This window comes from Paenibacillus sp. HW567 (assembly GCF_000374185.1).
GTDB lineage: Bacteria > Bacillota > Bacilli > Paenibacillales > Paenibacillaceae > Paenibacillus_AQ.
The window spans coordinates 6,410,151-6,424,716 of the sequence record NZ_KB910518.1 but is presented as its reverse complement, the minus strand read 5'-3'; the positions used below and the strand labels follow the sequence as shown (position 1 = coordinate 6,424,716).

12 protein-coding genes are annotated in these 14,566 nt (G+C 52.2%); all 12 read right to left on the bottom strand.

What is annotated here, in order from left to right:
- Positions 1-80 precede the first annotated feature (80 nt).
- Positions 81-794, bottom strand: coding sequence for an HAD family hydrolase (locus tag B212_RS0128730; protein WP_019914787.1), 714 nt, complete (start codon positions 792-794; stop codon positions 81-83).
- 57 nt (positions 795-851) lie between these two features.
- The gene (locus B212_RS0128725; protein ID WP_084673372.1) at positions 852-2,438 is read right to left on the bottom strand and encodes a histidine kinase N-terminal 7TM domain-containing diguanylate cyclase; all 1,587 of its coding nucleotides are present in this window, start codon (positions 2,436-2,438) and stop codon (positions 852-854) included.
- A gap of 181 nt (positions 2,439-2,619) precedes the next feature.
- On the bottom strand, positions 2,620-2,868 hold the full coding sequence (locus B212_RS0128720; protein ID WP_019914785.1) for a type B 50S ribosomal protein L31: 249 nt from the start codon (positions 2,866-2,868) through the stop codon (positions 2,620-2,622).
- Positions 2,869-3,352: 484 nt separating this feature from the next.
- Positions 3,353-4,141, bottom strand: coding sequence for an SDR family oxidoreductase (locus B212_RS0128715; protein ID WP_019914784.1), 789 nt, complete (start codon positions 4,139-4,141; stop codon positions 3,353-3,355).
- Positions 4,142-4,188: 47 nt separating this feature from the next.
- Complete coding sequence (locus B212_RS0128710) at positions 4,189-4,836, bottom strand: alpha/beta hydrolase (protein ID WP_019914783.1); 648 nt, start codon at positions 4,834-4,836, stop codon at positions 4,189-4,191.
- Positions 4,837-4,926: 90 nt separating this feature from the next.
- Positions 4,927-5,781, bottom strand: a complete 855-nt coding sequence (locus tag B212_RS0128705; RefSeq protein ID WP_019914782.1) for a diguanylate cyclase domain-containing protein — start codon at positions 5,779-5,781, stop codon at positions 4,927-4,929.
- Positions 5,771-7,867, bottom strand: coding sequence for a cellulose biosynthesis cyclic di-GMP-binding regulatory protein BcsB (locus B212_RS0128700; RefSeq protein WP_019914781.1), 2,097 nt, complete (start codon positions 7,865-7,867; stop codon positions 5,771-5,773). Before B212_RS0128700 ends, B212_RS0128705 begins: the two co-directional genes overlap by 11 nt.
- 29 nt (positions 7,868-7,896) lie before the next feature.
- Positions 7,897-9,147, bottom strand: a complete 1,251-nt coding sequence (locus B212_RS0128695; RefSeq protein WP_019914779.1) for a glycosyltransferase family 2 protein — start codon at positions 9,145-9,147, stop codon at positions 7,897-7,899.
- 26 nt (positions 9,148-9,173) lie between these two features.
- Positions 9,174-10,709 carry a hypothetical protein gene (locus B212_RS0128690; protein WP_028531089.1) on the bottom strand — a complete coding sequence of 512 codons (1,536 nt, stop codon included), beginning with the start codon at positions 10,707-10,709 and terminating at the stop codon, positions 9,174-9,176.
- Positions 10,706-12,259 carry a glycan biosynthesis hexose transferase WsfD gene (gene wsfD, locus B212_RS32685; RefSeq protein ID WP_019914777.1) on the bottom strand — a complete coding sequence of 518 codons (1,554 nt, stop codon included), beginning with the start codon at positions 12,257-12,259 and terminating at the stop codon, positions 10,706-10,708. Before wsfD ends, B212_RS0128690 begins: the two co-directional genes overlap by 4 nt.
- A 32-nt stretch (positions 12,260-12,291) precedes the next feature.
- Positions 12,292-13,434, bottom strand: a complete 1,143-nt coding sequence (locus tag B212_RS0128680) for a hypothetical protein (protein ID WP_019914776.1) — start codon at positions 13,432-13,434, stop codon at positions 12,292-12,294.
- Positions 13,435-13,571: 137 nt separating this feature from the next.
- The gene (locus B212_RS0128675; protein ID WP_019914775.1) at positions 13,572-14,552 is read right to left on the bottom strand and encodes an ion channel; all 981 of its coding nucleotides are present in this window, start codon (positions 14,550-14,552) and stop codon (positions 13,572-13,574) included.
- Positions 14,553-14,566 lie beyond the last annotated feature (14 nt).

Sequence of the window (14,566 nt, the reverse complement as noted above, 5' to 3'; positions counted from 1 at the left end):
GGACATATTATACGGCGGCTCAGCCAAGCGGGGCAAATATCGGATCAGCAGAATGCTTCCAGGGGGAGGGACAAGCAAACTTACAGATTCCAGCCGGGTATTTTGCGTAAGTCCCCATCCCAGATCTGCACCGTGCTCTGCACCGGAATGTTCTCCGGGGAAGAGGCGGTACGAATGAAGCAGGAGTCGATCCCCACCGCCGTCGCGCCGGCAATATCGGTACGCTGGTCGTTGCCAATCATGATTGCCGAGCTTAAATCCGCGCCATAGGTCTGTGTCAAATAGCGGTAGAACAACGGATCGGGCTTGCTTATCCCGGCCTCCGACGAGATCGCCACGCCATCGAACAAGTGGAGAATGCCCAGCATGGTCAGCTCTGCCTCGATGAAGGTTTTCTGTCCGTTGGAGAGCAGAAATACCTTTTTGCCGCTGGATCTCAAGCGCTTCAGAATCTCTGCAGCTCCGTCATACAGGGAAATCCGGATCATGGACAAGGTCCGCAGCCATCTTACCGTCTCATGCAGCCAGGCTTGTCCGGGATTGCCTCCCAGCTCAAGGGCTATAGACCCGAAGACCTCCTCCATCACAAAATCGGGGAACTCGCAGTGCTGCGCGGCGGCAGCAAGCTGACGGTCCCGTTCCAGAAGAAAACGCCTCTGCAGCTCATCCCCTGTGATGCTTAAACCCTGATAACCGAAATGAAGTGCTAAACGCTCCCAGACCTCGGGCCGCTCCTCATCGGTCTCAATGTCGATCAGCGTGCCGTACAGATCAAAGATATACGTCTGATACATTTGGTACCCTCCCGTAATTGCTTCCGCTGAAGCTGTTGATATTAAAAGTAGTCCAGCCTACCCTTCCAGCGCTTCGCGCATGACAGGCTCACGGCCCAACGTCACTCTATTCTTGCCGGTGGCCTTGGACAGATATAATGCATCGTCCGCCTGGCGGTACAGCTCCTCGAAGGTTACATCGCTGCGCTCCGTGAAGGCAATGCCAATGCTGACGGTAAGCTGAATGCTGTGCCCGTTGTCGAGACGGACCACATGTCCGCCCATCGTAGCACGGAAGGCTTCCGCCTCCTTCAGCGCCGCGCTCTCACTGCCCGTGAAAAAGCACACGGCAAACTCTTCACCCCCGACCCTGCCGGCGATCCCGTTATTCTGGTAGACCTTAAGTATTTTCTCAGAGAAGTCAACCAGCGCCTGGTCACCGGCCAGATGTCCGTATGTATCGTTAATCAATTTGAAATCATCTATGTCGAACAAGAGCAGCGCGATGCCCGCACCATCCTGCACAGTATATTGCTGCACCAAACGCATGAAATGCCTGCGGTTATACAGCCCGGTCAGATCATCGACGGTAGCCTGCTGCAGCAGCTCGCGTTCATACCGCTTCTTCTCGCTGAGGTCACTGAGCACAATCAGCATGCCGGCAGCATTCGCACTAATCCCTTCAATTGTAATCAGCGAAACGCCGTACCAAGCATCTTCCCGGCCGGGCGCATCAATCTCGAACTTTCCTTCCACTCTGCGGGCGTAGTGCCCGGCAATGTCCTCGCAGCGGTTCAGCAGCAGATGGATGCTCCTGCCCATCCACGTACCGGACTTGTGCTCAGGCTCCTCCCCAAGCAGCACATATAACATGGACTCTGCAGCCCCGTTCACATCAATGATGTTGTCATAGCGGTCGGTCAGCACGATGCCGTCTTTCATATTTTCAAAAATTTTATTCTTAGCCAGCGGGTAGAGCGCAAGCCGCGGATCACGGAACAAAGATAGGTATCCGGCAACAATCGGCGGCAGATATGTAAATGCTGTGAAACCTGTAATCGTAATTTTCAGGAGCGGAAGCAGAAAGACGGAGACCACCGGAATCAGCAGCCCCGCCAGCAGCAGCAGGTTCCGCCGGAAGTAATACTTGGGCGCGTTGAGCAAAGAAATTGCCAGCAAATAGACGGCGTACACGCCAAAAAGCTGGTCATACGCAATAAGAATCATACTGAGGACCGTCGGCTGAACAACAATCCCGCTGACCCCCGCCACTGTAGCGACCCCTATCTCACTCCGCATCAGGTGATGATACGAATCGGTAAAGATCAGCAGAACATCAAGCGCCACCGGAATGCAAAAGAGAGCAAGCCTCCTGGCTAGCCCTTCTGAAGAACGGGACACATACTCTCTGATCACCGCATAAGTAAAAATTGTACTCAAAAAGAGCGGAGCCTGCTGCAGATTTTTCCACCAAAGCTTGCCCTCGAACGAAACCGATAAAATTTCTCCGGCCGTAGCCGCGAATATGAAGCTGACCAGCAGCATTAGAATCCATAAATAGCGTCTTCCTGGTGTTGTGCGATGCTTGAACGAACTGACGCCCATGTAGAGACTTAGAACACTGCCCATTAGTAGATAATACGGGTAACCCTGCATCCACGGCATGTCATATTTCTCCTATTTTTCATGATAGCTTTGCCTTATTATATCTCACTCCTCTATACAAATGAATCTTTCTCCCAAAAAAATGCTATTGTCCTCAGAAGTGGCGTTTGGGCAAAAAAAAGAGGACCCCCCATCCGCCATCTGTATGGCCTTGGAGTAATCCTCTGTACGGTTCAAACCGTTATTTCTTCTGAGCCAGCCGTTGTTTGAACTTGTCCACACGGCCGCCGGTTTCGGTATCTCTTTGTTTACCGGTGTAGAACGGGTGGGATGCGGAACTGGAGTCCACACGGATCACAGGGTACGTGTTGCCGTCTTCCCATTCCATCGTTTCATTGGACGATCTCGTGGACGAGCTCAGGAATTTAAACCCTACGCTGGCATCCAGAAAAATCACCTGATTGAACTTAGGGTGTATGCCTTCTTTCATTGTAGTAGCCTCCTTTCCGTACATATTCTTCAATCTGTATGGTAATCTGAAGCGATCTCTTGGTCTATTAAAAAATTTCTGCTAGACAAAGGGAATTTGGTAAATTCATGGATTTACCAATCACAGTATTATACGTGATGTCATCCAGGGAGTCAACTTCCAGAATTAATCCATCAGGGCAATCGCTCATAGATTTTTCTGAACTTAGGTGGAATTCCCCCACTTCACTCTCCACGTTCAAACAACGGCATTTCTACCGTTATTTCTGGTCAGACTATCCGATCTCGCTCCAACAACGGCATTTCTACCGTTATTTCTGGTCAGACTATCCGATCTCGCTGCAACAACAGCGTTTCTACCGTTATTTCTGGTCAGACCATCCAAATCTCGCCACAACAACGGCATTTCTACCGTTATTTCTGGTCAAACCATCCATACCTCGCCACAACAACAGCATTTTCGTTCAGTGTTCTGACCGTAACCATTACAGCGACTTCACCATCCCGCCATCAATCAGCAGCGACTGGCCGGTGATATAGGTATTGGCAAAAGAGCCCAGGAACACGGCGGCTTTGCCGAACTCCCCGGGAGTGCCAGTCCTTCCGATTGGAATCTGAAGCAGCGCTTCCTGCTCAATCTCCTCCCGGGAGATGCCCTTTGCCTCCGCCCGCTTACCGTCCAACTGCAGAATCCGGTCCGTGCCGATGCGCCCGGGCGCAAGCGAATTAATAAGAATGCCTTCCGGCGCAAGCTCAGTCGCAAGCGTCTTGAACAGCGCACTAACGCCTGCCCGGAACACGTTCGAGAGAATCAGCCCGCCAATCGGCTGCTTGATAGAGACCGAGCTAACGCCCACAACGCGCCCGCCGCCGTCTGCACGCAGGTAAGGCAGCGCCTCGCGGATCAAGCGGACCGTACCCATCAGCGTAAGCTCATAGCCGCCTTGCCAGTCGGCGTCGGCCATATCCTCGAAGCCGCCGCCCGGAGGCCCTCCGGCATTCGTAACCAGCACGTCCAGCCCGCCGCCGTATTCGGCCGCAGCCGCTATCGCCCGCCGGATATCCTCCGGGCGGGTCACATCCATCTCCGCCACGGCAACCTCCTGGCCGGTTGCCTCCGCGATTGTCCGCCGGGCGGCCTCAAGCTGCGTCAGGCTCCGGCTGGCAATGGTCACCTTCGCGCCTTCGCGCGCGAACTCCAGCGCAGTGGCAAGACCCAATCCTTTGCTTGCCGCCGCAACAAATACCGACTTGCCTGTAAGACCCAAATCCATTCTCTTCGCCTCCCTCATTCAGACAATTGTATGATTCGCTTGCTCGGTCAGTCCAGCGCAGCATCCTGCTTCAGCCAGTGCAGCAAATCCCGTTGATTCTCCGGCAGCACGCCGTGGCCTGAAGGATAGGTACGGAAGGTCAGCCGGGGAGTCAGACCTTGGAAATATGCTGCGGTCTCGTGACCGATCCGTACCGGAAAGACAGTGTCGTGTTCACCGTGGGAGATGAACACGGAGACCCGCTCCATATTCTTGATCGCATATTCCGTCTTCACAAATTCCGGGACGTAGCCGTTCAGCGCAACGATGCCTTTGATCGCCTCGCCCATTGAAAGCCCCAGCGACATCGAGAGAATCGCGCCTTGGCTGAAGCCCAGCAAATACCGCCGCTCAGGGTCGATCGGGTAGCGTTCCGAAGCATACTGGACAAACTCCTCCAGCTTCTCTACCGCTTGATCGAACTGCTCCCGGAGAGGGTTGCCGATACTTTTCAACTCATAGTATTGATAACCGGTCCCGGCACTCAGGTCACCGCGAATGCCGATCAGTATGAATTCATCGGAGAGCGGCCCGGCAAGCGAGAGCATATCGCGCTCATCGGAGCCTTTGCCGTGCAGCAGGAAGACTACCGGATACTTCCCCTCCTTCTGATAATCCTCCGGCAGACTTATTTCGTATTCATAGGGTGCACTCATCGCCTAACACTCCTCTATTTGTATTTGTACTGCTAAGTATATCAAAAAAATAAAGGCGATGAGCCTTGAGCGCGCTCATCGCCATCTATATTACACATCATATTCCAATTGCTTCTTAGCCTGGACAATGAAATCGAACGGATTCTCAATGGTCTCCGCATCATATTGCATGGCACCGATCTTCAGTCCCAGGTTCACCTTGTATTTGTGCGAGAAATCCGTATCGTTCAATTCCTGCAGCTTGAGCTTTATGCGTTCAATAACAATCTTGGCCCCTTCACGGTCCGTGAACAGCAAGAGACCCCAGGTGGCGTCCTCCTTGTCCAGCAAATACAGCGCATCATTGGTACGGATGCTGGATTGGCTGAGCTGGGATACATCGTAGATTGCCTCGGACAACTGCTCTCCAGGGATCAGGCGGCGGATTTCGTTCCAATACTTCACCTTGATCACAAGCAGGGTCAGCGGAATTTGATACCGGGTCGAGATGCCGGTGAACAGGTTGGCATCCTTCTGGAACGAAATGCTGTTCCGCAGATCGGTATTCTCGTCAACGGCAGCGAGATTGGCGGTTCTCCGCTCCAGCCGCTCGTTCTCGGCCTGCAGCTCCCGGATGCTCGCAGTGAAGACCCACAGCACCACCGTAAGCAGCGGAGTCATTATCAGCCAGAAATACGTGCCCACGCCAATCGTATCTCCCTGCGACACCGTCTGATAGATAATAAAGGAGCCATAACCGAAGATAAAAGCCAGGTTCAGCACCAGTCCTGCAGTTACCGTTGTGAAATAAGTGACCAGGGCCAGCAGAAACGCAATATTCAAAATAACAATGTTCTGGATGTAATGATCCGGCGAGCCTGCTATATACACGATACATATGAATACCAGTACCAGAAAGACCAGAAAGCCGAGATCAGAGAACAGGCTGCTGCGGTTACGTCTCACGCTTATCACCACGTTTCTTCAGATGTTTGCGAAGCAGCAGTAGCAGCGCCACAATCACCAGCGTGACTGCAAGCACGACCGCTGCCACGAACCCGAGCACATCGCTGCGGTCCGTGATCTGCGCGATAACCGATTCCTTCGCCGCTCCGGTAATGGTCTTGAAGCGGAAGGCGCTGACGTTGCCGTCCTTGTCAGCGATTACGCCGTCTCCGTATACCCGCCATTTGTCCTTCTCACTGGCGATCAGCTTGGAGACCAGATAAGTCTCCTCCGAGCTGACGCCTGTCACGGCAAGCATGCCCCGTCCGCTCTCATACGGCGAGACTATAAGCTGCAGGGTGCCGATTTCTGCACCGTACCGCTCTTCAATGCTCATCTTCTCATTGGAGATAATGGTACTTCCATCCTTGCTGTACCGGAAATACAGCTTATCGTTATTGTCGCGGATCACCTTGTTGTCCGCATAAGACCCGATGGCAATAATATTATCGTCCTTCAGAGTAGCGGCATCCACGGCATCGGTATAATAATTGACCTCCCCCGTATTGCCGCCCGCATATTGGCCAAGCAGGTTGAACACGCCCGCCATACTCTGATAGGTATAGCTATCCATCTTCTGCGGCAGTACTACAGCCACATGATTGTAGATTCCATCCCGCAGGAACGGATACGGATAATTGTTGAACAGCAGGTCCGTGCGGTCCTTCGTGTTCAGGTGCATCTCCGTCTCCTTGCTGATATAAGCCCAAGGCATTTGCTCTGTATTCGGAGTACAAACCGCACTCAGCATCTCCAGATCAAACGCTACCTTCACCGAGAAGTTCCCGGAGATGTTCAGGCTTTTCGGAATCACCAGATTCAGGGTATCGCCGTTAGCCAGCTCCTTCGACAGCTTCTTGCTGCCAATCGGCGTATCGCCAACGCTCACCGTCACCAGCGAACGGTTAAAATCAAGATTCTCCGCATAGCGGAAGTTCAGGCTGATTTTACCGGAATCCGCGATCGAGCGGTTGGACGGCAATGCCACAAAATAGGTCTGCTCCTGATGATTCGGACCGGTCAGCTTGTCCCCGGTTTCGGTTAAAGTAATGTTGGAGCTGATGGCCAGCGATGGGGAAGCCACCTCAGTAGCATCATCGACTGCCTTCGTGTCACTGCTGATCTGGCTTACCAGTTGGCTGTTCTGCATCAGCCGTCCGGCTTTGATCAGCAGGCTTTCCTCCTTGGAGGTTACAACCAGTGTGGGCTGGCTATCCTTGTTGACCAACTGGATCAAGGCATGCGTGCCCAGATTGACAGAGGAATCGAGCTGGCTCTTGAACTGGCTCGGCAGGTGGTCCACCGTCCCCACCAGCACCACAAGCCCTTTGTCCTTAATGGCTGCTTCACTGTAAGGCAGCAGGGGCAGCGTCTTGTCGTTCACCGTATTGGCTTTGGCGAAGCCCGATAAGGCGTAGGTCGCTGCTTCCAGCTCTGCACCGCTGGCATTATCCGGTACGGTCAAGAGACTGCTGCCGCTTTTGATGTTATCCATGCCGGAGAACCGTGCACTGAAATCGCTGATGCCGCCGGTCAGCGCCTTAGGGGTGTAGGCCACCTCAACACTGGAGGTATTGTACAGATGCAGCCAGTTCTCCGGCGTATTATCCACATAACAGACCTGATTATCTGAATTAGCTGTCCGTAGATAACCCTGAATGCCCAGCGTGTTAACGCCTTTCTTAAGGAAGCCTTTCGGCGCCGGAATTATCAGGCTCTGCTCCCCGTTATTATCACGGGAGGGCCTGAAAGAGTAGAACGGGCTGCCGTTCAGCGACAGTGTCACACTGGAGATCCGGTCCTCGTTAATCTGTGAAACCTGAAAATGCAGATTGACCTTCAGGCTGTCCACATTCCAATAGTCCATTACAGTAAAAAACTGCTGCTGCGAGCTTGAGCCCTTAAGCGAACTGTCGCTGCCGCTAAAGAAAGTTTCATAGGTGAGCCTTCCGTCCCCGGGAACCGCAGCCAGGGCCGACGCCGCCTGGATCGGGATCAGGAAAAGGGAGAGGCACAGCACCCATATCATCATAAGTTTCTTGTTCATATTCTGTCTCCTGTGTCGCTGATTTCGTTTCAGTAGCGTTCGGTTTTGTACCATTTGGCTTCCCGTTTAAAAATAACGTCCTTGAGGTAGTTATATAAGCCGTAAGCGGCAACGACCATCCATAGCTGGCAATACGATACATACATGAGCATGATGATCCACAGATTGGACAGGCTCATCTCGCCCTTCTCTGTCGTCAGCGTAACGAAGATGCCCACAACGAACAGAATAATGGCGAGCAGCCACAAGAAGCCGCTGAGTGAGGCAATCGTCGTATGCACATAACCCATTGCATGAAGCACCAGCAGTAAATCGGAAGTTACCAATGAGATCAACAGCAGGAAGTAGATGGACAGATAATACAGTATATCAAAGCGGATTTTTGCCGCTGATTTGTTGAACAGTAGCGGAATGTTCTTCACAATTACATAAATATTGCCCTTAGCCCAGCGGGTACGCTGCTTGAACCAGACCTTCACCGTCTGCGGCTCCTGCTCCCAGGTTACGGATTTCGGCTGAAACTTGATCCGGTAGCCCATCATGTAAATGCGGAAGCTGATCTCCGTATCCTCGGCTATCGCTTTGACGTCCCAGCCGCCGATGCTCTCCACAATGGATCTGCGCATAATGAAGTTGGTCCCGGGAATCGTACACAGCTTGAACAGCTTCCAGCGCCCGGCCTGGGCCATCCATTGAAACGACAGGGTCTCAATATTGATGAATCGGGTGAGCAGGCTCGCATCGCGGTTGCGGGTACGGAATTTGCCGATGACCGCCCCGAGCGTGGAATCCTGCATAATCTCGGCCACCAGGTACTTCAGCGCGGATTTCTCCGGCGTATTGTCCGCATCATAGATCGCAATCAATTCACCTTTGCTGCGGGCGAAGCCGATATTCAGCGCATTGGACTTTCCTTTGCCGCCTATAACAGAGTCCGTATTGATAACCATCAGATTGCGCTGCGGAAAACGGCGCTGAATTTCCCCCAGCAGTACGGCGCTGTTATCGGAGGAATTGTCGTTAATTACAATGATCTCATACCGGTCGTGCGGGTAATCAAGGTCGAGCAGGGACTCGACGGTTTTGCTGATGACGACACCCTCATTATGCGCGGGAACCATAATCGTCACGAAGGGATACTCGCCTTCAATTTCCGGTACTGCTTCTCTTTCGGTCTTCATGTAATACAGATAGCCCGCAATGATCAGAGCCACATTCACCAGCAGCAGAGACCAGATGCAGATCACCGCAATTAGCATCAGCACGTCCGAGATCGTCATGTTCGTTCTCCTAACCTTAGTTTTCGTTACTTCAAATATTTCTTCCGGTACAGCCTGTAGCCGAACAACAGCAAGACAGCCAGCAGCAGCAGTGCAGCAATAATCACAACGATAAAAAATTTATTCTGCACACTGAACAGCTTCGTGAAGCTTTGGAACTGCTTTTCCTTATAGCTATAATCGCTGCTTACAGCTTCCGGGGTATAATCGACATTCAATTCCTTGCCGTTGACCCTGATCACCCCGTCCGAAGAGAGCACGGTGTTCGTGTCTGTAACCACCTTGTGGGCTTCGTGCTTGTAATCCGCAAAAGCAATCCACGCCTGGTCCAGACTCTGCAGCAGCTTCTCCAGCCCTTCCTCACTGTCCGGAAAATCATAGGTGACCGCGATGTCCATCGGCAGCTCCGGCGTCGATTTGGAGCTGTGTCCCAGCCCCTGCAAGAACTCCGGCGTCAGACTGTATACAGAAGAGGGGAATACCTTGGATACATTCGTCTGATCCATGTATCTCGCCTCCACATCAGGATACAGCACCGCCGAATCAAAGAAGCTCATCCCCCGCCCTGCATATTCCTTGTCATAGCTCCAATAGCTTTCCGCGCCGACCCCCAGCGGAGCCAGCCCGTTATTGATCAGGACATTGATAAAACCGTTCATTTTGTCGTGCAGTGAGAAATCGTTGCTGTTAATAGGAGGTCTTACCGCAGGCACGTTGACAAGGATGCTGCCGTTGCGGGACTGTACAATTTTCAGCGCCTCCAGATAACGCTTCATCGCCGGAAAGTCAGTGTTGCCGAACACCGGCTGAACACTGGCTATGAACGGAATACCGTTCTGATACAACTGATCCGCCGCCTTCTCCAGGAGATCCAGATTGGAGAAGGGGTAAATCTCTTTTAGCAGCAGGTAGGTATGGGGAGCCTTCGAATAAGCCAGCCAATCCTTCAGCACATAAGCCATCGCGGCTGCACTTGCGTCTCCTTGCTTCAGATAAGGCGCATACGTGTATTGTCCGCCGCTTACGGCATATGGCACCTCATGTTCACCGTCTTGAAACGACAGGCTGCCATATGAACGTGCCGCCTTGCTTGCCGCAATATAGGGCATTTCCTCTACCTGCAGATGTGTCCCGGAGAACCCGCCCACCGAGAGCGCCACGCTCCCTTCAGACCATACAGCCGTAGTAAGGTGCAGCTCCTGCTTCATGCGGCCCGGGATGCTGTAGCCTGTATACAGCAGCTTCCCTTGGAAGCTCTCTATATCTTGGAGATAATTCCCGTTTGTAATGGACAGATCGGCCCTGTTAATAACAGTAATGACTCTGGAGTAGGAGTCCAGGGTGCCTTTCTCATACTCATCCAGACTCAATACTGTAACCTTGGTGCTGTAGGCTGCCAGCAGCCGCTGCAGCTCTGCCACATTGCCCTCCCGCGCAGTTCCTTTCGCCAAGCTGTCGTACAGCAGCAGAACATGCTGCGGAGCGGCGGCGGAATGCGCGGGAGCGGGAAGCAGCAGCACCGCCATGAGCAGCAGCACAACAATCAATCCTCCACGCTTCACACGCTCACGCCCTTTCCGGCTCCGGCATTCACAGGGAGCGCGGGAGCAGCTTCTGTGGCTGCAGGAAGCTTTCTCCGGGCGCGAAATCCACGGCTGATGACACCGGCCAGAACCAGGAACGACACCAGATCGAACGACTGTGTGAACAGAAATTCATGCTTGGCAATGTCGGCATCGCCCGCCCCGATGATAGAGACGAAAATCCCGGATAGACCGACAAGCATGGTCGCCACGATCAGCATTAACCTCTGCATGGAGCGGACATTCCGCGCCTTGACCGCCGCCACAAAGGACGGCATGTACACTCCCGTGATCACAGCCATCCAGAGGAGGATGAAGCCGAAGGTCCGCGGAGCCAGCTTTTCTTTTAGAACACTGTATAGGGTGAAGAAGTGGCTCTGCGCCCGGAACTCTTTTCCCACCGATTTCTCGTAATTCCCCATAGCGGCAGGCTTGATCGTATACGCACTCTTGGCGGCTGTGTTCAGAATGGAGCCCATCTGATCGGGATGCGTTACATAATATTTCAGAATGGAAACAAACCCGTACCGGCTGTAGAACTCCTTCTCCAGAATATCCGCTTTCACATCAACGGTTCCGTATTGGTCGTAATACGTATTTTGTTTTAGAATGGCGTATTGTTCATTGATCCCGAAGGACTTCAGGGCGGTCTCCGGATTCTCCGATTCCATCAGTACCCCGCGGGTCATCGCATGATATTGGTTGATATTCACAAATTCCTTCGAAATGTTCAAATAGGTTGCTATTCCGGCGAGCATCATGAGTGCAATGGCAGCAGCCGTAAGGTAACGAAACACACGGTCTTTACGAATCCAGATTAGCGAAACGGCAAACACGGAAATAACCATGCCCACCGGAGCATTTTGTTGCTTGGAGGTAGTCAGGATGAGGGTGCTGATCAGAAAAAGACCCAGCATAACATAATCGTTATATCTCTTGCGGTATAGCAGCAGCCACGAGGCGAACACGAAGATCATCATGATCATCACCACGCTCTCGCTGAAAAAGGAGTTGAAATAAGCCGTATACCCGGTATCTCCGAATATAAAAACAGCAATTCCCGCAACTATCATTCCCCGCTTCCGGGACATCTTGTATGTAACAGCTTCAATCAATAAATAGACGGCAGCCACATATAAAACCACATAAATCGCCGCTTGAAAACGGATATCGAAGACCTCTTTACTAAATACCAGCTTATTGACCACGACGGCCAGCTTGATAAACAGCGATTGGGAGGATACCAGCATCGAGCTATTCTCGTTATAATACTGATAGATTCCAAACTGCTTCACGAAATAGCCAAAATACCTGCTGTCGTAGTCCGGCAAGTTGAAGTATAGACCGTTGCTGTAGATAATACGAAAAAAGTCGCCGTTGTCGGCCATCCCCACATAAGGAGCCGTAAACAAAGTGAACACTGTAATCAGCAGTACTCCTAAGGCCGCTGCCGAAGCAGGCGTTAACCGGAGGCCAGTAAGCATGACTTGCTTGCGCGGTGCGGTTTGTAATGTGTTGTCTTCAATCATGCGGGTTCACCTTCACTGCTTTCGGTTTGGAGTTAATAGGAATAGGCTAGTAGAGCCATAAGGTTGTCAAAAGAATAGGCCTGACCGGTGCCGGTGTCTCCGAACCCGCCGTACAGCGGACTTCCGGCATCCGTAACACGGAATTCATTCATCCGTTCAATGCCGGCCTGATAGAGAGCGCCGTCGCCGACCTCCGCGCCAATCATGGCTGCAAGGGCGTAAATCGCCGTGGAACGGATATCATTCAGCGGTTTCCCGTCCCGGGTGTATTGACCGTACAGCGTTCCTGCTGCCACCTGCTCCTTGATATAGGAGATGCTCGCCGGCTTCTGCCGGTTCAGCTCGGCCAAATGCAGAATCGAGAGCAGTGATTCCACCGTATTAATCCCCTCTGAGCCATAGGTCCCGGTGTCATAATCGAATCTAGTCTCATAGAAGGGAAACGCATCCGACAAATAGCCCTCTTCGAGAATTCCACCCATATTATGCAGTAAAAGATTACGTTTTTCTATAGGAATCGCTAAATTTCGCAGAACACTCAGATCAATATAACATAAAGTCACAAACTTGTTAGTAGTTTTGTAAACATTGTCATAAAAATCATACATATAACCAGATTTAACATTATTATCATAGAATCGTTTCCCGTATTTATCAGCCTCTGCAGTGTAGCCGGGTTCCTTAAAAGCTTGTCCGGCCCCATACAAGGCTCCGATCAGACGCAAGTCATCCACTGCCGCATTCACAGGGTATTGCTTCTGCAGCTTGGGGCTGTAACGGTAGCTGAAGCCGCCCTCCATATCAAAGGTTTGCTTCGCCAGAGTCCACCGGGCGGCAAATTGCTCCTTGCTTCCTTCAAGCACAGCCGTTCTCATCAGGAGCGAGGCCGATTCGCTAAGAATCTCATGACCGCTCGCAGCTTCGCCCGATTCGTCCGTTTCCAGCAGATTCGTATACACGCCGTAAGGGCCCGTAAGCTGCTTGTTAATAAAAGCGTATAGCTCTTGTCGCTCTTTCCGGTTAAGGGTACCCCGGTCAGATGCTGGTGTAGGGGATACAGCCGTGATATCGGCAGTTGGAGAGGAAGGCTCCGGCGCTGCTTCGAAATTGCCGCAGGAGGTCAATAGGAGTAGAGACAGCACAACAACAGTCACTGAGCTGAATGGTTTTCCCAATCCATCACATCCTTCAGGATAAGGTGTTTTGATCTTTGTAATAGTATAACAACTCCCCGAAAAGCAATAAAGCTGCCCGGCAGGTCTTATGCGGCCCGGGCAGCTCTGATGCTTATTGGTATGGATATAATGACCGGTTATCCCTTGATCTGCCGGTAAGTCTCATCATCCGATATGATGTATAACCGGGCATCCCCCGGAATGGGCTGATCCAGCTTGCGGTTGATGCCCAGATCGCCACGGTCGGACAGCAGGGTTGCTCCCCGGAGCAGCAGTGCCTGAAAGGCATCACCGTAGGTGTGCCAGGTTGCATCCCGGGGGATTTCATAAATGTCATCCCCATGCTGACGGCTGAGCAGTTGGGTAATCACCTCGGAGTTCCCCTCCTGCAGCGCCGACCTTACGGCAAGCCTTGAGATGGCATCATGCGAAAGCACGAACTCATTCACATGGACATGGTGGAAATTCTGAATGTTCTTTTCCTGCATAATTTCCACTGTGGTATGTACCTGGGGAGCAATCCGGTCCAGGCTGGAGGCGATCAGCAAGGTTTTGCCATCCGTCAATGAGGCTTCATCAATCCGGGTATCGCCGAATACGATGGCTGCTCTGGCTGTTTGAATTTTCGCCTTCAGCAGAACGTCGTCGCTCGAAGCGTCGCCGCTGATGAAGTGAACCTGCTCCATCTGCTCCAGCGGATGCTGCCCGCTCTCATCAATGATCACAATCCGGCAGTCCGGCGCGTAGCTGAGAATCTCGGCAACGGCAGCCTGTGTTTTGCGGTTCCAATTAATCACTACAACATGATCTTTCCCGTGAAAGCTCAAGGTCCCGGCTCCTCTCCTTCTTTGCAGCTCACCCATTGCATCAATAATCTTCCCGATGACCAAGCTGAGCAGGCCAATGCCGAAAATGTACAGGAATATGGTAAACAGCTTACCGGTTATTGTTTTGGCAAAAAAGTCTCCATACCCAACCGTGGCCATCGTGGTCATTACCCAGTAGAAGGCATTGAACCAATTTTGGAAGGTATCCGGTTCCAGTATAAACGCGATAGTTGCGCTCAGAACAATAAAGCTCAGGATAACCAGCCCGATGGACCGTTTCCTCAGACGCATCAATTTAGTAGAGA

Bases quoted from the DNA above. Each gene is read 5' to 3' on its own strand.
- B212_RS0128730 (WP_019914787.1), bottom strand. From the start codon at position 794: ATGTATCAGACGTATATCTTTGATCTGTACGGCACGCTGATCGACATT.
- B212_RS0128725 (WP_084673372.1), bottom strand. From the start codon at position 2,438: ATGCCGTGGATGCAGGGTTACCCGTATTATCTACTAATGGGCAGTGTT.
- B212_RS0128720 (WP_019914785.1), bottom strand. From the start codon at position 2,868: ATGAAAGAAGGCATACACCCTAAGTTCAATCAGGTGATTTTTCTGGAT.
- B212_RS0128715 (WP_019914784.1), bottom strand. From the start codon at position 4,141: ATGGATTTGGGTCTTACAGGCAAGTCGGTATTTGTTGCGGCGGCAAGC.
- B212_RS0128710 (WP_019914783.1), bottom strand. From the start codon at position 4,836: ATGAGTGCACCCTATGAATACGAAATAAGTCTGCCGGAGGATTATCAG.
- B212_RS0128700 (WP_019914781.1), bottom strand. From the start codon at position 7,867: ATGAACAAGAAACTTATGATGATATGGGTGCTGTGCCTCTCCCTTTTC.
- B212_RS0128695 (WP_019914779.1), bottom strand. From the start codon at position 9,147: ATGACGATCTCGGACGTGCTGATGCTAATTGCGGTGATCTGCATCTGG.
- wsfD (WP_019914777.1), bottom strand. From the start codon at position 12,259: ATGATTGAAGACAACACATTACAAACCGCACCGCGCAAGCAAGTCATG.
- B212_RS0128675 (WP_019914775.1), bottom strand. From the start codon at position 14,552: ATGCGTCTGAGGAAACGGTCCATCGGGCTGGTTATCCTGAGCTTTATT.